General features: G+C 40.8%; 14 protein-coding genes, 1 tRNA gene and 1 CRISPR repeat array (1 of these 16 only partly in view). Of the genes, 6 read left to right on the plus strand and 9 right to left on the minus strand.

The window, feature by feature from the left end:
- Positions 1-309: 309 nt before the first annotated feature.
- Both NOS7107_RS13730 and NOS7107_RS13735 read right to left on the minus strand, forming a co-directional pair.
- A complete protein-coding gene (locus NOS7107_RS13730) occupies positions 310-1,506 on the minus strand; it encodes a class I SAM-dependent methyltransferase (RefSeq protein WP_015113577.1) in 1,197 nt (398 codons plus the stop codon).
- Positions 1,507-1,537: 31 nt separating this feature from the next.
- Complete coding sequence (locus tag NOS7107_RS13735) at positions 1,538-1,831, minus strand: hypothetical protein (protein WP_015113578.1); 294 nt, start codon at positions 1,829-1,831, stop codon at positions 1,538-1,540.
- Between the two features lie 127 nt (positions 1,832-1,958).
- Between NOS7107_RS13735 and NOS7107_RS13740 the strand changes: the two genes are divergently transcribed.
- Both NOS7107_RS13740 and NOS7107_RS13745 read left to right on the plus strand, forming a co-directional pair.
- Positions 1,959-3,131 carry a murein hydrolase activator EnvC gene (locus NOS7107_RS13740; protein WP_015113579.1) on the plus strand — a complete coding sequence of 391 codons (1,173 nt, stop codon included), beginning with the start codon at positions 1,959-1,961 and terminating at the stop codon, positions 3,129-3,131.
- A 47-nt stretch (positions 3,132-3,178) separates the two neighbouring features.
- Positions 3,179-3,251 (plus strand) — tRNA-Arg (locus NOS7107_RS13745).
- 18 nt (positions 3,252-3,269) lie between these two features.
- On the opposite strand, the gene NOS7107_RS13750 is transcribed toward NOS7107_RS13745, so the two are convergent.
- A complete protein-coding gene (locus tag NOS7107_RS13750; RefSeq protein ID WP_015113580.1) occupies positions 3,270-3,683 on the minus strand; it encodes a heavy metal-responsive transcriptional regulator in 414 nt (137 codons plus the stop codon).
- A gap of 234 nt (positions 3,684-3,917) precedes the next feature.
- On the opposite strand from NOS7107_RS13750, the gene NOS7107_RS13755 reads away from it, so the two are divergent.
- Positions 3,918-6,491: a PAS domain S-box protein gene (locus NOS7107_RS13755; protein ID WP_015113581.1), complete on the plus strand. Its 2,574-nt coding sequence runs from the start codon at positions 3,918-3,920 to the stop codon at positions 6,489-6,491.
- A gap of 106 nt (positions 6,492-6,597) precedes the next feature.
- The gene (locus tag NOS7107_RS13760) at positions 6,598-8,739 is read left to right on the plus strand and encodes a PAS domain S-box protein (RefSeq protein WP_157374022.1); all 2,142 of its coding nucleotides are present in this window, start codon (positions 6,598-6,600) and stop codon (positions 8,737-8,739) included.
- A gap of 4 nt (positions 8,740-8,743) precedes the next feature.
- Here NOS7107_RS13760 and NOS7107_RS13765 read toward each other — a convergent pair whose 3' ends face one another.
- The 6 genes from NOS7107_RS13765 to NOS7107_RS13785 all read right to left on the minus strand — a co-directional run bounded on the left by NOS7107_RS13765 (position 8,744) and on the right by NOS7107_RS13785 (position 13,502).
- Positions 8,744-9,400 (minus strand): DUF1345 domain-containing protein, encoded by a 657-nt coding sequence (locus NOS7107_RS13765; protein ID WP_044499961.1) that lies wholly within the window; start codon positions 9,398-9,400, stop codon positions 8,744-8,746.
- A 97-nt stretch (positions 9,401-9,497) separates the two neighbouring features.
- Positions 9,498-10,742, minus strand: a complete 1,245-nt coding sequence (locus NOS7107_RS13770) for a bifunctional sterol desaturase/short chain dehydrogenase (RefSeq protein WP_015113584.1) — start codon at positions 10,740-10,742, stop codon at positions 9,498-9,500.
- 220 nt (positions 10,743-10,962) lie between these two features.
- Positions 10,963-11,214 (minus strand): hypothetical protein, encoded by a 252-nt coding sequence (locus NOS7107_RS27850; RefSeq protein ID WP_015113585.1) that lies wholly within the window; start codon positions 11,212-11,214, stop codon positions 10,963-10,965.
- A gap of 399 nt (positions 11,215-11,613) precedes the next feature.
- The gene (locus NOS7107_RS13775; protein WP_015113586.1) at positions 11,614-12,231 is read right to left on the minus strand and encodes a hypothetical protein; all 618 of its coding nucleotides are present in this window, start codon (positions 12,229-12,231) and stop codon (positions 11,614-11,616) included.
- Between the two features lie 117 nt (positions 12,232-12,348).
- The gene (locus NOS7107_RS13780; protein ID WP_253274442.1) at positions 12,349-13,143 is read right to left on the minus strand and encodes an intradiol ring-cleavage dioxygenase; all 795 of its coding nucleotides are present in this window, start codon (positions 13,141-13,143) and stop codon (positions 12,349-12,351) included.
- Positions 13,144-13,223: 80 nt separating this feature from the next.
- Complete coding sequence (locus tag NOS7107_RS13785) at positions 13,224-13,502, minus strand: hypothetical protein (protein WP_015113588.1); 279 nt, start codon at positions 13,500-13,502, stop codon at positions 13,224-13,226.
- A 265-nt stretch (positions 13,503-13,767) separates the two neighbouring features.
- Between NOS7107_RS13785 and NOS7107_RS13790 the strand changes: the two genes are divergently transcribed.
- Positions 13,768-14,451 carry a response regulator transcription factor gene (locus tag NOS7107_RS13790; RefSeq protein WP_015113589.1) on the plus strand — a complete coding sequence of 228 codons (684 nt, stop codon included), beginning with the start codon at positions 13,768-13,770 and terminating at the stop codon, positions 14,449-14,451.
- Positions 14,452-14,456: 5 nt separating this feature from the next.
- Positions 14,457-15,902 carry a cell wall metabolism sensor histidine kinase WalK gene (locus NOS7107_RS13795; protein ID WP_015113590.1) on the plus strand — a complete coding sequence of 482 codons (1,446 nt, stop codon included), beginning with the start codon at positions 14,457-14,459 and terminating at the stop codon, positions 15,900-15,902.
- Positions 15,903-16,408: 506 nt separating this feature from the next.
- A CRISPR array of direct repeats spans positions 16,409-17,024; the repeat unit is 37 nt; unit sequence GTTTCAATCCCTAATAGGGATTAAGTGAAATTTCAAC (it continues 8 nt past the right edge of the window).

Here is a 17,024-nt window from a genome sequence, read left to right on the forward strand (position 1 = left end):
CATCGCGTTTTCATCGTTTGATTGTAATTGGCTGACGAGTTGTTATTTGAGACTTAAGATGCCATCTTAAATCTCAAATTCACCTAAGACCGCTGAGGAATCAGCCGCCAGCAGCAAAAGTTACCATAATGACAACAGAAAGTAAGATACCGGGTGTAAGTAGCATAATTAGCATCAACAGGTCATGAGTATTCATAGGTATTTGTTGCTTTTCTAAACACAGGATTTAGCAGTAATCAATAGTAATGCTAGTCCATATAACAGTGATGCTGCCGACTTACAGAGAGTTTTAACTTTTTACCTTTACTTTTACTTTGGCACAATTAATCCTTTTAGGGGTTGATAATTTTCATGATCTGGGAGTCCTTTACTTTGGACTAAAACGCCAAAGCCGCCTAACCCTGTGGGATCGATAAGTTTATGAAGTGATTCTCGTCTTGCCAACAATTGAGCGATCGCTATATCTTGATCAGAAAGAGAGGCGATTCTTTCTCCCAAACCCAACGCCATCAAAAATAAACCCTGTTGGGTAAAACCAACTTTGGTTAAATCACACTGCTCACCCCAAAGTTCCAAGGCGCTAAAGTCAATATGGGCGGTGATATCTTGTCGCCCAATATTAATGTAAGGGTTGTTATGGTAACGATGCTGGTAGTAGCACTGTAGAGTTCCTTGCGATCGCCTGGGGTTATAGTAGCGATGGGCAGGATAGCCATAATCAACTGTTACCACATACCCGCGCTGCAAGCGGTCGGCTACTATACTCAACCAATCTAAAGCGGCTAGGTTAATTTCGCTGCGGTAGCCATCAGGGTAGACATTTACAGATAAATCGATATTTATCAAATCAAAATATTTTTTCAGGTGTGGCGTAGAAGTTTCTCCAATTACTTCCCCAAACTCCCCTTCTAAGAGAAGATAATTCTCATCTTTCTCGACAAAAAATGGTGAAGTTACATAAATTTCTCGCAATTCCCCAGCTTGTAAAATAAACTGATGCACTGGTAACGCATCAACCAATTCATTAGAAAAAAAACAGCCAGTTATCGAGTTACTGGGTATCTCCTCTAAATTGCACCAACGCACCGAGAAATTTTGCAGGCGTTGCTGCTGTTCTTGCTGCAATTCGGGAGACTTTTCGACAATTACATAATCTAATACTGTTAAAAAATCAGGATAATTTAGCTGATAATAGTTGAGGATATGCAAAGCGAGTAATCCTTGACCTGCGCCCATTTCTACCAAAGAGAATGGTTTTGGTTTTCCTAGAATTTCCCACATTTGCACAAATTGTTCTGCTAGTAACTCACCAAAGTCAGCGCCGAGACTAGCAGATGTAAAAAAATCACCGCCCTTAAACCCGATGTTTACGGCTTTGCTGGAATAATAGCCGTGTTCAGGGTGATATAACACCGTGTCCATATATTCGGCAAAGGTGATGCGCTTTTGGGGGGTATTAGTAATGCGATCGCTGATGGTCGCACACAAAGTGAGGTTAGAATTCATAGACAAGTTGGATTAATTCGTAATTCGTAATTTAAGGCTTTTCCTTAATCGTGACTAATCCATGTATTCCCAGTGCTGTAATGACACCACCTAGCAGTCCCCACGTACCATCGGCGAATACATTGATGCGATGAATAAAAGCACGATGGTAAGCGTATTCTAACTGCCTATCATTGACTTTGTTTTCTTCTACCAAGGTTTGCACATACTTCTCAGCTTTTTGGAGTGCTGTGTAGTCTAAGTCAAACCAATAAAGTGATGTTCCTACTACTACCACACCTGGAAAAACTAAAGTAATTAAGAGAATTGCTATACGTGCTTTCATACAATCGGATGATCTAACTATTAGACAGAAATTTTTTATACGAGAAATCGCACTTTGAGCAAAACACCGGAAATTTGGGAATACTCATAGTGTTTCGCAGCATTGCTTTGGTTAGGCTCACGCTACTATGAGAGCATTAAAGATCATTTTTCTGGGACTTGGTTATGTTTTGTGTGTGTGTTTGGTATTGATTTCAGTATCGACAGGATATGCAACAACATCAGCATCAGTTGATACTTTACGACAACAGCAGCAACAAATTAATCAAGAACGCCAGAATGTGATTCAGGAACGCGATCGCTTGACTAATTTGCAAAATGCTGCCCAAAATCGCTTAACAGGCCTCAAGCAAAATCTCAACACGACAAATAATCAAATTCAAGATAGTGAATCGCGGTTAACCCAAGCCACCCAACGCTTACAAAAGCTAGAAGCTGATTTAGCGGTGGCGCAACGTACTTATGAAGAACGACAAGTCGCCACAGTCGCCAGGTTGCGTTATCTCCAGCGATCGCGTGCTAGTCAAGGGTGGGCGGTTTTAATGCAAAGCCAAAATATTAGTGACTTTATCAGTCGCCGTCATCAATTAAAGTTAGTGTATCAGGCAGACCAGAAAATTTTAGCCAAACTCAACGTCCAAGCACTGCAAATCAATCAGCAAAAAACAGACGTAGAACAGCAAAAAAATGAAATTGCGTTAATTCGCCAGCAATTACTCGCCCAAAAAGCAGATTATCAAACTCAGGCGCAGTCACAATCAGAATTAATTCAACGCTTAAATAGCGATCGCCTCGCCTTAGAAGCAGCCGAAAATCAATTAGAAAGGGATTCCCATAATCTGGCAAACTTGATTGAAGAAAAAGTCGCCGCTTTAGAAGGACGCAGCAACAGCCGCAACAGCATGATCATTCGTGGTACAGGCTTGTTTGCTTATCCTAGCAATGCACCAACCAGCAGCCGCTTTGGCTGGCGAGTACATCCAATTCTGGGTTATCGGCGCTTTCATGCAGGTTTGGATTTTGCAGCTAGTTATGGTAGTACAATTCGCGCCGCCGATTCGGGAACCGTGATTTTTGCTGGATGGTATGGTGGCTATGGTAGAGCCGTCATTATCGACCACGGTAACGGGATTACTACCCTTTATGGACACAGTAGCCAATTGTTTGTGACTGAAGGACAAGGAGTACAACGGGGACAAGCGATCGCGGCTGTCGGTTCCACTGGCTTCTCTACCGGGCCGCACCTACATTTTGAAGTACGCCGCCGTGGTACACCCGTCAATCCGGCTGATTTTCTTTAAGCGATCAGCAAATTTTATCACAACTATGTTATAATTCAGGAGACTAAGGGCGTGTGGCTCAGTGGATAGAGCAACAGATTCCGGTTCTGTGGGTCGGGGGTTCAAATCCCTCCACGCTCGTTTTTTTAGAATTCTGCTTTAATCATTTTCAATGATGGGACAAATCGTTGAATGAGAACTATCAGGTTTGATTTCCCAACCTGATAATAATCCTGATAATTCTTGTCTTAAAATTAATAATTGTCTAATTTGTTCATCAATAGCTTTTACTTTGTCTTCTAATTTAATTTTGATATGTTCACAAGGTAATTTACCGCTATCATGAACATTTAAAAATTCTTTAATTTCTGACAAACTTAAGCCTAAGCTTTGAGCGCGTTTAATAAAGTGCAGTCGCTCCAAAACATCAGAGTTAAATAATCTAAATCCACCTTCTGTCCTACCAGAAGATTTGAGTAGACCAAGTTCTTCATAGTAGCGAATAGTTTTAATTGGTACGCCACTTTCTTTGGCAACTACACCAATTTGTTTTGCGTCTGCTTGGGCTAACATAATTACCAAACTTTTTGTGAGATATATTTAATAATCTTATCTTAAAATCTCCATTGAACTGGAGAGTCAACAAAATCTCAAATCTAAAATGGTGTAAGCAAATGGTTCACCCGATTGGGTGAATGCGATCGCCTCATCAAGAACTAACCTGAAATAAGGCTATGTTTTGCGTCTGTTAGCACTCATGTTTACAGAAGCAAAATTGTTGCTATAGTTACCATCTCTTGCAAAATCATGCCAGTTGCTTGGGTATCAAAGGGTGAAAGAGTGGATGAAACCTTAAAATTACTACGTAAACTAGAATTTCCGTCCGAGACTATTACTTTGTTGGAAAAAATTGCAGCCATTTTACCAGGGATGATTTTTCAATTCCGACAACAGGCGGATGGTTCCCAGGTTGTTTTATACATCAGTTCCGGTTGTCGAGCTTTGTGTGAATTAGAACCAGAAGTCATCCAAGCAGACTGGCAAATTTTATACCAACTAATTCACCCCCAGGATAGAAGCAAGTTTACTAAATCTATACTGATTGCTTTTGATACTCTTACTCCTTGGCATTGGGAAGGTCGAATCATGACCCCCAACGGCGAACTCAAGTGGATTCAAGGTGCTTGTCAATTAGAACCACAAGCAAATGGCGATATTTTATGTAATGGCTTAGTTATAGATATTACTAATAGAAAACAAACAGAAGCAAATTTACGCACTAGTGAGTCGAGGTATCAAGCAATTTTGGCGGCTATTCCTGATTTAATGTTTCGGTTGAGTCGTGATGGTGAATATCTGGATTTGAAAGGTGATGGTATTAATCTCACACTAACTAAAGAAGAGATAGTTGGTAAAAATATGCGCGATTTATTACCAACTGATCTAGCCTTAATTGGTCAAGAAACCATTGCGAAAACTTTAGATGCAGGAACTCTGCAAACTTGCGAATATCAATTACCCACGCCTCTAGGAATTCGAGATTATGAGGCGCGGTTAGTAGTCAGCGGCGCTGATGAAGTATTAGCTATTGTCAGGGATATTACAGAGCGCAAACAAGCAGAAACTTCCCTGCGAAATTTGGCGCAAAAGTTTGCTAAAGCTTTTAGTTGTAGTCCTGACCCAATTAGCATTACTACCCTCAAAGAAGGACGCTTCATCGAAGTTAATGATAGTTTTATGCAGCTATCAGGTTATAAACAAGATGAAGTAATTAATAAGACTGCTTTTGAATTAAAAATTTGGGTAAATGAAGGCGATCGCACTCAATTATTACAAGATTTACAGACCAAGGGCGCAATTAGTAATTTAGAATTTGCTTTTCGGCGCAAGTCTGGGGAGGTACTCACAACCTTGCTTTCCGCCGATGTGATTGACTTAAATGGCGTACCGTGTATTTTAGCCATTAACCACGATATTACTGCCCGTAAGCAAGCAGAGGCGCAAATTCGCTTGACTGCACAGCGCGATCGCTTGTTGACAGAAACTCTAGTCCGAATTCGGTCTTCCCTGGATTTAGAACAAATTCTGCAAACAACTGTATCGGAAGTCCGGCAATTTTTGCAAGCCGATCGCGTTTTTATTGGGTTGAACAATAACCAGTTAAAAGCCAAAACCGTAGCTGAATCAGTAGATCCTCAATATCCATCGGTACTAGGTTGGACACCAGAAGATAAAAGTTATCTGCAAGAATTGAAAACTATTTTTTCCACTCACCGCGTGCGTGTAGTGGAAGATGTCAGTCAAATAACAGTATCGCCGAAATTACAAGCACATTATCAACAATTTCAGACAAGGGCGACTTTGGCTGTACCCATTATGTTAGGCGAAGAATTATTTGGTGCCTTAGTTGCTAATCAATGTTCTGCGCCCCGTCAATGGCAAGCTATAGAAATAGATTTACTTCAGCAATTATCAGAACAGTTAGCGATCGCCATTCAGCAAGCTCAACTCTACCAAGAACTTGCAGAACTTAACACTAATCTAGAACGCCAAGTAGAAGAACGTACCGCCCAACTGCAACAAAAAATGCAGGAATTAGAAAAACTGCAACAAGTCAAAGATGTAGTGCTGCATACAGTCGCCCATGATCTCCGCACTACAGTCATGGGTAACTTGATGGTATTTAAAAATTTACTCCAGAGTCAGGGAGTAGAACCCAGAGAACAGAGGGAGGAGGAATCTTCGCCCATATCCCTTTGTCTGTCAACTCCTCTAGCAAAAAGTTCTGAATCTGCTTCTCCCCAGTCAATTTCTCTACCTAGCTCAATTATTGAGCGGATGATTCAAGGGAACGATCGCCAACTAGCAATGATTAACTCTTTGTTAGAAATTCACTGCTGTATGGAACAAGGTGTTACTCTAAACCCTCAGCGGGCAAAGTTAAACACACTTCTAAAGCAAATCATTCCTAACTTACAAACACTGCTGTGGCAAAATCAGGCAACACTAGAGAACTTAGTCAACGAAGATTTGCCATTAGTCATGGCAGATCCCATACAGTTACAAACAGTGTTATTCACTTTACTGATTTATAGCTTGCAACATAATCCTCCAGGATTGAAATTTTCGCTCACAGCCACCGTTGTAGAAAAAATGATGCGGATTCAACTTGAACATAACGGTGTCACAATGAGTAAATTAGATGGCGATCGCCTCTTTGATTTATACGTGCGGGAACCCCAAGCATCATGTTCCACAATTTTAGGTTTGAAAATGTATCTATGTCGGCAAATTATTCAAGCCCACGGTGGTGAAATTGGTGTGATTAGTAACCGCAAACGCGGATTAACATTTTGGTTTACATTGTCTGTAGCCGATTAGTCGTCCAAATGTACCCATAATTCACCATAATAATTACGAGGGTGTGCTGACATCTGAAAAATAGAAAAACACCTGCGATGGTATGGTCAAAGTTGGTAAGACACTAATGGCTAACTTATTGCAAAAATTTGGAACCTGGTGGAAACAAGTTTTTTCTGCACCAAAAATAGATGTAATTACTGCTGAATATCAATCCTGGCGCAGTCAATTTTTATGGCAAAGATTACGCTTGTGGTTATGGCTGGCATTTATTTGTTTATTAACTTTTACAGTCCGCGATATTTATGACTTATTCTTTTCTTTACAGGAGTTGGCGCAGCTACCAAGAATACTGAGAATTCAGGGACTGGCGATTAACGTTTCCATGTTGCTGAGTTTATTTACTTGCTTTAGTTTACATAAAACTCGCTTCGGTCATCGTCACCCAGGAAGATTATTTTTAGGCACATCTTGGTCAGTTAGTTTTGCGACTCAGTTATTTGCCACCATTAAAGGTTTTGCCTTACCTGATATTATCGGTTGGTCGCTACTATTTCTTAGTCAAGCTATATTCATGCCAGTCCGCTGGCCTCTCCACTTAATATCTCAGGTAAGTATTCTAGCTTATTATTTTATTGTGAATACTGCCTTGGGTTTAAAAACACTTAAACCAGAACATCCAGAAATATATAATGTGACATTCGTTTTGTACATATTCTGGTTTTGTATTATCTGCGATTTAGGAGTTTATTTATACGATCGCCTACAACGTTCTGAGTTTTATACCCGCAAAGAATTAGAATCAGCTAATAGAAAATTAATTGTAGCCGAAGCGAAATATCGGAGTATTTTTGAAAACGCCATTGAAGGGATTTTTCAAAGCAGCCCTGATGGTCGTTACATTACAGCTAATCCTGCACTCGCCAAAATTTATGGCTATTCATCGTCAGAAGAAGTCACAGCAAACTTTACAGATATTGAAAATCAATTATATGTTGACCCTACTCGTAGGGCTGATTTTGTCCGTTTAATTGAAAAATACGGAATTATCTCAGAGTTTGAATCACAAATTTATCGCCAAGATGGGAGTATTGTTTGGATTTCCGAAAAAGCTTATGCGGTGCGTAATTCCGAAGGAAAACTACTTTATTATGAGGGGTTAATTGAAGATATTACCCAACGCAAAAAAGCCGAGGAAGCACTGCAAGAACAATTGGATTTTTTACAAGTTTTAATTGATACAATTCCCACTCCAGTTTTTTATAAAAATACTCAAGGTTTGTATCTGGGTTGTAACAAAGCTTTTGAAACAGTTCTTGGTTTGGGGAAAGAAAAAATTCTCGGTAAGTCGGATTATGAACTAGCACCAAAAGAACTTGCTGACCAATACTATCATGCAGACATGACACTGTTGGAACAGCAACAAGTGCAAACGTACGAAAGTTTTTTGGTGTTTGCTGATCAAACCAAACATGATGTCATATTTTACAAAGCAACTTTTTCTAAAGTAGATGGTTCCTTGGGTGGTTTAGTAGGCGTAATTTTAGATATTAGCGAACTCCAAGCTGCACTGCGCGATCGCCAGCGTACCGAAAAAGCATTGCGAGTCTTTTTCCATGCAGTGTCGCACGACTTACGTAACCCGGTGTTAGGTACTTTAATGGTGCTGAGGAATTTGCTGGAAAATGGGAGTGATCTAATTTCCTTACCACGTTCAACTTTAGAACGGATGGTACAAAGTAGCGATCGCCAATTGAATTTGATTAATTCGTTGATGGAAGCCCATGTAAATGAAGTACAAGGGTTGGTGTTGCAACGAAAACCCCTGCAATTAGATACGGTTGTTATCGATGCGATCGCCGATTTAGAACCTATGCTGCAAAAAAATCAAACTAATCTGATCAACCTTGTTACCGCAGATTTACCATTAATCAACGCCGACTCAACGCAAATATGGCGAGTATTTTCTAACTTAATTGGCAATGCCATCAAACATAATCTACCAGGATTACAAATTACAATCAACGCCATAGTTGAAGGCGAAAAAATTTATTGTACCGTCAGTGATAACGGTGTTGGCATTAGCCCCGAACAAAGCCAACGAATGTTTGATTTATATTTCCGAGGTAAGAATAACTCTTATTCTTTAGGTTTAGGCTTAGGATTATATCTGTGTAAACAAATCGTTCAGGCTCATGGTGGCGAAATCGGCGTACAAAGCGCATTGGCAACAGGCTCAACATTTTGGTTTACACTACCAATTAGCTGATTCTTTAAATTAATGATGCAATGATATTGATGCCCATAGCCAGAATACTCGTATTAAAAAAGAAGGATATCACTCCATGTATCAAAGCCAAGCGTCTCATAGAACGTGAAGTTATCTGAATATCAGACACTTGGCTAGTCATCCCAATTACAAAGGAAAAATATAAAAAATCCCAGTAGTCAGGGTCACAGTCATCAGGAAAATCCAATCCTCCAGCTGCTTCATAACTACTATCATGGCTAACATTATGATAATAATTATGTGCATATTGCAGTGCAAATAATGTATGTACTAGTAGCCAAGAACTAAAAATTGTGATTACTGAAAGGACAATATGTAACGTTAATATAATTGAGGAAATGCCTTTTTTGTCACTGAGCAAAAATCCTATAGCTAAAACACTAACACAAGCAGCAATAATGATCAGTGTAAAAATTCCTACGCGGCCTTCGTATTCATGCTGGGCATAACGCCGCATCTTATCTGGAGTTGCTCTTACCATTTTGCCTAAAGTTAAGCTTAAGAAACAACCAGTTCCCAGATTCCAGGCGCAAAGAATTCGAGTAGCTAGATGTAGCAAACTTGGGAGTAATAATAAGATCACTACAGCAATCCCAGCAGAAATTAGCAGTCGGGGTCGAGCATCAAAATTTTTAAACAACTTCTTTCAGAAAAATAAACTTTAATTCACTCTACGCCGTAAGAATTATATATGCGATCGCCATCCTCAATTCTCCTGAAAGGCGATCGCACTCATCCTAACTATTTGCCTTGCTAAACACCCGGTAATACAGCCATGTACTAGTTTCCTTGAAGGGAAATAGCAAATAAGTCAGAGGATTAATTGTTACAACAATGTTGCGGAAATCTCGGACTGCTAAAAATAAAATGAATTGCGCCACTTGGTTAGCTGACATCACGCCATAGGGATTCAGTTGACTTTTAAACGGGCCGAGAATTAACTTACGAATAATGCAATTACCTTCCAAGCGCTTAAGAGTCACAATGTTACCCAAGGTGCGTTTACTCAGTTCATAAAGCGGACTCAGTGCTGGTGATACTTCCGCCTCAGAAGTATTCACCCAGATTTCTTTAGTGGCTTTGTCTTGTGGCCCTGTCACCGTTGTCAAAAAGACATCCATCAAACGCAATGCCGAAAAGGTGTTAACCTCGTAGGAAGAATTGATAGCTTGGGGTGTGCGATCGCCATAGACATTCACACCATGATTGATAATCAAAATATCGACTTTCTCTAAACTATCTCGCAGTTGTACTTCATTCCCCAACTCCCAAGTCAGCACCATTACCTTTGTTTGGGTAGCTAACTTCTCTGGATTTGTCGTGATGGCTAAAACCTTTGCATTGCGTTTGAGAAGTTCTCCTGTTAATGCTTGTCCTAAAGTCCCAGACGCACCAGTGATGGCGATGGTTTTACCTTTGAGAGAAAGTCCAGTACCGAGAATTTTATCCACCAGCGGAAACACCCCGCTATAGTAGGCATTAACATCATCAAAATGATGTCGCCAATGGTAGGCACGATTTACCCACCAAGTTGCAGGAATTATTTCTAAAGGGCCGGGTAAATGGTTGTAGTCGGTATCAATTTTTCCTTGAAAATACCGCAACGATGCACCATACAAAAAGGTGTAAGCATACGCTACCCCTAACCATAAACCCCATTGGTGGCCTAATAAAGCTGCGATCGTCAAGATGATTACTAACAGAATCGACTCTACAATGTCGTGATAAAGCTGGGACTCTTGATAAAGTTTGAGCGAAACGATCGATAAATCTCGGCGATATGCTGCATGATGCTTGTTATGCCATTTAGCTAACCAAATGACTTTGTGACACAAAGCATGGTAGCTGTCTCTAAGTACCTCAGCCAACAACAGCGAAAAAACTCCCCAAGCCGCAAACTGCAAACAGGTATTTACTAGCAGCCAATTCATTTGTATATTTGCTTCAATCCCCGTCCAGCTTTGGGCTAACATCTTGATCATATTTATCAGTACGTCATTATCTTAAACAATCTTTATATTCTGACAAGAATAGCAAACTTGATACAGTGAGTTGAAAATTTTGAAACTTAATCTGCAAAAAGTGAAGCAGGCTGATGTTTATACTCGTGTATCATCAGCCTGCGATGAATTTGTATTGTAATACAACAGATTCTAGGTGAATGAGGTTCAAAATTGCTGTAACTTTTTAGCAGACAACGCTTCAACCTATCACTTCTTTAACTCCTATCCACCCAGTTATTTTTCTGCGTTGACTGATATAACTTCTAACTTGAATATTTTCTTGAAGCTCAGGTTTACTAGGTACTTCTTCTCTGATAACTTCTACAAACCAACCCGAATGCTCACCACTGAATACAGGCATATCTTGCCAGCAGCGGCGGCAAAACCAAGTAATTTCAGAACCGTGTATATGCCTTAAAAGTACATCGGAACAGCAAGGGCAGTAATTCATATTTTTCTACAATTAAATTGATATAAAGAGGTTTTAAAAATTAAGTCAGCTACTTGATCAACCTGTTGTTATTCAAATAACTGTCTATACTTACGAGGATAGTTAGGGAATATGAGAAAGTTGTGAAGATAATAATATTAATCAATTATTCGTAATATTTATACAATATTACTTAAGTAATAACTCTGCTTAGTCCCAAATAAAATTTACAACTACTGTCAATAAAGTATTGAATATTACTAAAATTAATACGTGTAAATTTGTGAAAAGAAAGTATAGATGACTAATGACAGTCTCAACCAGATAATTTGCAACTTGAATATACACAAACTTATCGAGCTTGTTCTTAAAAACTAGAACAAGCTCGATAGCCTCATATTTTTAATGAATTTAATTGAACTATCTTCTGGTATTAGAGCGATTCCCTTCAGGAGGATGAGCGGGAACACCCAAAGCATCTTTTAATTTTTGTTCACTGACACCTAACTTTTGGGCGGCGGTGGCGAAATCGGGGCGGGGTGGGCGTTGACCTTGGCCTTGACCGGGAGGATGAGCAGGAACACCCAAAGCATCTTTTAATTTTTGTTCACTGACACCTAACTTCTGGGCGGCGGTGGCGAAATCGGGGCGGTGTGGGCGTTGTCCTTGGCCTTGACCGGGAGGATGAGCAGGAACACCCAAAGCATCTTTTAATTTTTGTTCACTGACACCTAACTTTTGGGCGGCGGCGGCGAAATCAGGGCGGGGTGGGCGTTGTCCTTGGCCTTGACCGGGAGGATGAGCAGGAACATCCAAAGCATCTTTTAATTTTTGTTCACTGACACCTAATTTTTGGGCGGCGGCGGCGAAATCGGGGCGGGGTGGGCGTTGTCCTTCTGGTGGTTGTTCGGAAGGTGGTGAAGCTTGGGCAATTTTATACACTGGATTAGCTGCATTTACTTGGTTAAGTGAAATTACGCCAAATGTACCAGTCAGAATTGAAATTGCTGTTACGACTACGGCTTTGTTCAGTTTCATAATCATCCTCTAGAAAGTTAAGTGGTTCATGTTTTTTATTTAACCGAATCAAAATTACAGTTCGCCCTGATTGTGGATTACAGTTTTGTAATTTTTGTGCATGGTATTTTGCCGAAATTATGCGATCTGAAGCCCAACATCAAAGGTGGCGGTGTAACCTTTTCTATTGCTTGTTAGCTTGAGTAGCATTTGCTCACCACCATCTTGAAAAATGCCATCATCAGCATTCTTGAGAGTGCGTTGTCCTTTGCTGGCGTAGGGTGGTTGGGTGTAGATGCGATCGCTCATGGCATCATCAAAATATAATTGCGATGTAAACTCATAACTCTGCCCAGATTTCCCCTCTGTACGCACCTTAAAGTGGATATGGACGGTTCTACCTGGATACCAACCAGGGTAAATAGTTGTGAACTGAACATTTCCCTGCGCGTCGGTAACTTGATAACCGCGTAAGAACTTTTTGCCCACAGTATTAAAACTGCGGTCTGTTACGTCTGAATAGACACCTAATGCGTCACAATGCCAAATATCAACGATCGCATCTGCAAGGGGTGTACAACCACTACCCCCAACTTGAGAAATATGCAGCTTCAATTGCAGGGGTACGCCTGCTTTTACCGAACCATCCACCGGATCGGCGCGAATATCAGAACGATTGAGCTTCTCATCGACAAAATACGGCCCTTCAGTTTGTTGTGGACTGACTATACATCCAGGCAAGTTAGCAGAATTAGTCGTAGATGAGACTGGAGTAGCTATACTTACTTGTTGTTGTGGAGAGATAGACTTTTTCGGCATACATCCCACCACAAATATTGCAGTTCCGCCTGCCCTCAATAAACCCAGTGCTTCTCGGCGACTTAATAGACGATTATTGATGTTCATCAGCTTTAACTTTTGAATAATTTTCACACTTATTAGGTCTTAAATGATTAGGATTTACGCGCCAAGATGGGCGTTAGCAGTTGTCCAAACTAACACCCAAAACCCCTCTACCCCCGTTGTCTAGATTCTTGGTGATTCTGCTTGTCACTTCCATCTTGATGATCATTTGTGTTCTGAAGATTAATTTGCGGAGGACGCTTTTTCTGTTGTGGACGGGATTGGCGATGTTTAATTTGGGGTTTTTTATTCGGCCTTGGCTGTTCTGTAATCTGTGTGTTGTGCCGAGCAGGTGCTTCAGCATTTGCCGGATTAGATGCCACAAAACCAAATGTGCCAATCACAAAAGGAATTGCTACTACAGCTAATACTCTGCGAATATTCATCATTATTAACCTCGAAAATTACTGTTGCTTACATTTGTGATTAAGCCACTCTAAAATGACAAATGATCTATTTTCTCTATTACACTTTTGTAATTTGATCAAAGAATGATGAGAGGGTGTAGAAAAAGTATTTGGTGATATAATTTATTGCTACATTGACGGCTGAAAAAGCAAGTTTTTTAAACTAAATCGCTAAATTACAGATTTGTAATTTAAGTAACAAGATAACAAATCTATAATGAAACAATCAGTGAATTAGTGAAAGCTTGTGAACGTTCTGTTTGTCGAAGATGAAGCAAAAATTGCTAACTTCGTCCGGGCTGGACTGAAGGAACAGGGTTTTGTCGTAGACTATTGCGACAACGGTGATGATGGATATCTGCGAGCAATGGATAACGAATATGATGCCATTATTCTGGACATTATGGTGCCAGGAAAGGATGGTTTATCAATTCTCAAACAACTACGACGGGAAGGGCGGAATGCTCCCGTAATTTTGTTAACGGCTCGCAATGAACTAGACGATCGCCTCGCTGGTTTAAACTTGGGAGCCGATGATTACATTGCTAAACCCTTTTTTGTGGAAGAATTAGCGGCGCGGATTCATGCGGTGGTGCGTCGGAGTGTAGGCGATCGCCAAAATTTGCTGGCGGTTGGATCAATCAAACTTGATCGCATCACGAGGGAAGTGACTTGCAATCAAAGCGCTATAGAACTTACTAGCCGCGAGTTTAATCTACTGGAATATCTTATGCGCTCTCCTGGTCGAGTGTTCACCCGTACCCAAATCTTAGAACACATTTGGGGTTATGATTTTAACCCCAATACTAACGTTGTGGATGTCTGCATTCAGCGCATTCGCAAAAAAATTGACCCGATAGATGAAACAAATTGGATTGAAAGCATTCGCGGCGTGGGCTATCGGTTTCGCAAACCAGACAATCAATCGTGAAACAAATGCGATCGTTTCGATTCCGCATTGCGCTGTTATCCGCGACTCTAGCCGGCACTACATTAGTCGGTTTTGGTGCAGTATCTTGGTTTCAGATTTACAATGCTAAAATTAGCCGCCTTGATGTAGAACTGTTAAATCAGTTGCTCCGTGCCAACCGTTCCCCAGAGACGGAAAAATTACCCCCACGCCCAGAACTATTACCTTCTGACTTTGGGACAAATTCAAAAACTCCCATCGCCTTACTGATACTGGATATTAACGGTCAGACAATCCGTGAATTTAACTCCTTATCTGTGGATACTGAGGTGAAAGGTTTACTAATTCAGCGTCTGGAGTTAGCACCTGCGCCACCATCTATTCCTCGACAACGACCGCCTGTAATTTTTGGCACAAATCAGCCTGTAAAACCACCACCTCGCCCAATTCCACCGCAATTTATTACAGAAAAAACCGCAAAAGCAACTTGGCGGATTGGTGCAGCTAAATTTCCTAATTCTCAAGTGGCTTTCGCTGTCAGCCTACAAGCCGTTAATCAAGAAATGGCGAGTATTCGCAACATCTTCCTCATATCAATTCCGGGAGCTTTGTTTTTAGTGGCGGTTGGGGCTTGGTTTGTTTCTGGTGGTGCGTTACATCCCATCCGCCAGCTAACCGGGGTAATTCAACAGGTAACAGTCCAAGGTTTAGATCAGCGGATTCCCAGTGAGACAACAGATGTGGAATTTGTGGAACTGATTCGGGTGTTTAACCAAATGTTAGAACGCCTGGAACGCAGTTTTACCCAAGCTTCGCGCTTTAGTGCAGATGCAGCCCATGAACTGAAAACCCCATTAACTATTTTGCAAGGTGAATTAGAGCGATCGCTCCAACAAGTTGAGCCGGGAAGTGAAGTACAGCAACGCTTAAGCAATTTATTAGATGAAGTGCATCGCTTGAGTGGAATTATGCGAAAACTCTTGCTGCTGTCTTTAGCAGATGCAGGCAAAATGAGCTTGTATCTGGCTGATGTGAATATGTCTGAGTTGCTACTGGAGATTGTCGAAGATGTAGAATTGCTGGCTCCTCACTTGAGTGTGCAAACTGACATTCCTGATAATTTGCAGGTGAAGGGCGATCGCGATTTACTCATACAAGTTCTCCAAAATTTGCTGAGTAATGCAATTAAATATAATTTTGCTGACGGCTGGATTAAGATTCAGGCCTATCAAACACAGAAAACTCTTAAAGTTACAATTGCCAATTCCTCAAAAGACATTTTACCCAGCGATCGCGATCGACTTTTTGAGCGCTTTTATCGTGGTGATCCAGCCCGCACCCGGAAAATAGAAGGAATCGGGCTGGGACTCAGCCTCGCCCGCGAAATTGTCCGGGCGCACCAGGGCGAACTAGCGCTGGATTCTCTAACTTCTGGTCAAACAGGATTTATTCTCACTTTACCCAGAACATAATCAAATTTGTCGGGTGCATCCACTTTTAAAAGAAACACCGGGCGATTGGAAATCGCGGTGATATAAACGTAGACGCGCAAGCGGCTTCCCGAAGGTTAGTCCGCCTACGAAGACTCTCTGAAACCCGCCTGCGCGGGTTTAGTTTGTATAGCCCCAGACTTCTAGTCTGTTCGCGTAGCGTGCGCTTTAGCGCAGGGCTGCCAAAAGTGGATGCTCTGAATTTGTCATAGAGATTAAGTGAAATTTCAACCCTTTACGGCAATCCGGTTCAGTTAAGGTGATGAGAGTTGATTTCTCAATTTCTGCTTACCTATCAGATAATCAACAAGATTTGGGGGAGAATCCCCCAAGCCCCCGATTGGGTGACGGTTGCGTCCCCCAAACCCCCTCCAAAATCATTCTTGCGTTTTTGGTTGAGTAATTATTTGTTGGTTTTGTTGTGATTTAGTTTTCTTATCTGAACCGTATTGCACTTTATGGAATCTGTCGCGCCACACATCGGCAGCGTTTCAATCCCTAATAGGGATTAAGTGAAATTTCAACCAAATTTATCTTTGTGTTTGCCGCCTATGATTTTGTTTCAATCCCTAATAGGGATTAAGTGAAATTTCAACTTTCTTCCCGCCAACGCTGTCACCTGACTCTAAAAGTTTCAATCCCTAATAGGGATTAAGTGAAATTTCAACTTAATATGTCCACAATCCGCCAAGTTTTAGATGAGGGCGAGTTTCAATCCCTAATAGGGATTAAGTGAAATTTCAACATTGTTTACTGATGTCCACATATTTAAGCTTATGAGTTTCAATCCCTAATAGGGATTAAGTGAAATTTCAACTTGCGAGTGCCGCGTATTTTAATGGCTCCATCTGTTTCAATCCCTAATAGGGATTAAGTGAAATTTCAACTGTATATGTAATAGCAGTAAATAACGGTCAACCCAGTTTCAATCCCTAATAGGGATTAAGTGAAATTTCAACGGGTAATTTGTCTGAGTCAGTATGACAAAATCGCTGCTTGGGGTTTCAATCCCTAATAGGGATTAAGTGAAATTTCAACTTATCAGGAGTAAAACGGCGGACAATTTTAAATTGAAGTTTCAATCCCTAATAGGGATTAAGTGAA

This window comes from Nostoc sp. PCC 7107, from assembly GCF_000316625.1.
Classification (GTDB): Bacteria; Cyanobacteriota; Cyanobacteriia; order Cyanobacteriales; family Nostocaceae; genus Nostoc_B.

What these genes read in the sequence shown, in the direction of transcription:
- NOS7107_RS13755 (WP_015113581.1), top strand. Translation starts at nt 3,918, where the DNA reads ATGCCAGTTGCTTGGGTATCAAAGGGTGAAAGAGTGGATGAAACCTTA.
- NOS7107_RS13770 (WP_015113584.1), bottom strand. Translation starts at nt 10,742, where the DNA reads ATGATCAAGATGTTAGCCCAAAGCTGGACGGGGATTGAAGCAAATATA.
- NOS7107_RS13735 (WP_015113578.1), bottom strand. Translation starts at nt 1,831, where the DNA reads ATGAAAGCACGTATAGCAATTCTCTTAATTACTTTAGTTTTTCCAGGT.
- NOS7107_RS13750 (WP_015113580.1), bottom strand. Translation starts at nt 3,683, where the DNA reads ATGTTAGCCCAAGCAGACGCAAAACAAATTGGTGTAGTTGCCAAAGAA.
- NOS7107_RS13785 (WP_015113588.1), bottom strand. Translation starts at nt 13,502, where the DNA reads ATGATGAATATTCGCAGAGTATTAGCTGTAGTAGCAATTCCTTTTGTG.
- NOS7107_RS13760 (WP_157374022.1), top strand. Translation starts at nt 6,598, where the DNA reads ATGGCTAACTTATTGCAAAAATTTGGAACCTGGTGGAAACAAGTTTTT.
- NOS7107_RS13730 (WP_015113577.1), bottom strand. Translation starts at nt 1,506, where the DNA reads ATGAATTCTAACCTCACTTTGTGTGCGACCATCAGCGATCGCATTACT.
- NOS7107_RS13775 (WP_015113586.1), bottom strand. Translation starts at nt 12,231, where the DNA reads ATGAAACTGAACAAAGCCGTAGTCGTAACAGCAATTTCAATTCTGACT.
- NOS7107_RS13795 (WP_015113590.1), top strand. Translation starts at nt 14,457, where the DNA reads ATGCGATCGTTTCGATTCCGCATTGCGCTGTTATCCGCGACTCTAGCC.
- NOS7107_RS13740 (WP_015113579.1), top strand. Translation starts at nt 1,959, where the DNA reads ATGAGAGCATTAAAGATCATTTTTCTGGGACTTGGTTATGTTTTGTGT.
- NOS7107_RS27850 (WP_015113585.1), bottom strand. Translation starts at nt 11,214, where the DNA reads ATGAATTACTGCCCTTGCTGTTCCGATGTACTTTTAAGGCATATACAC.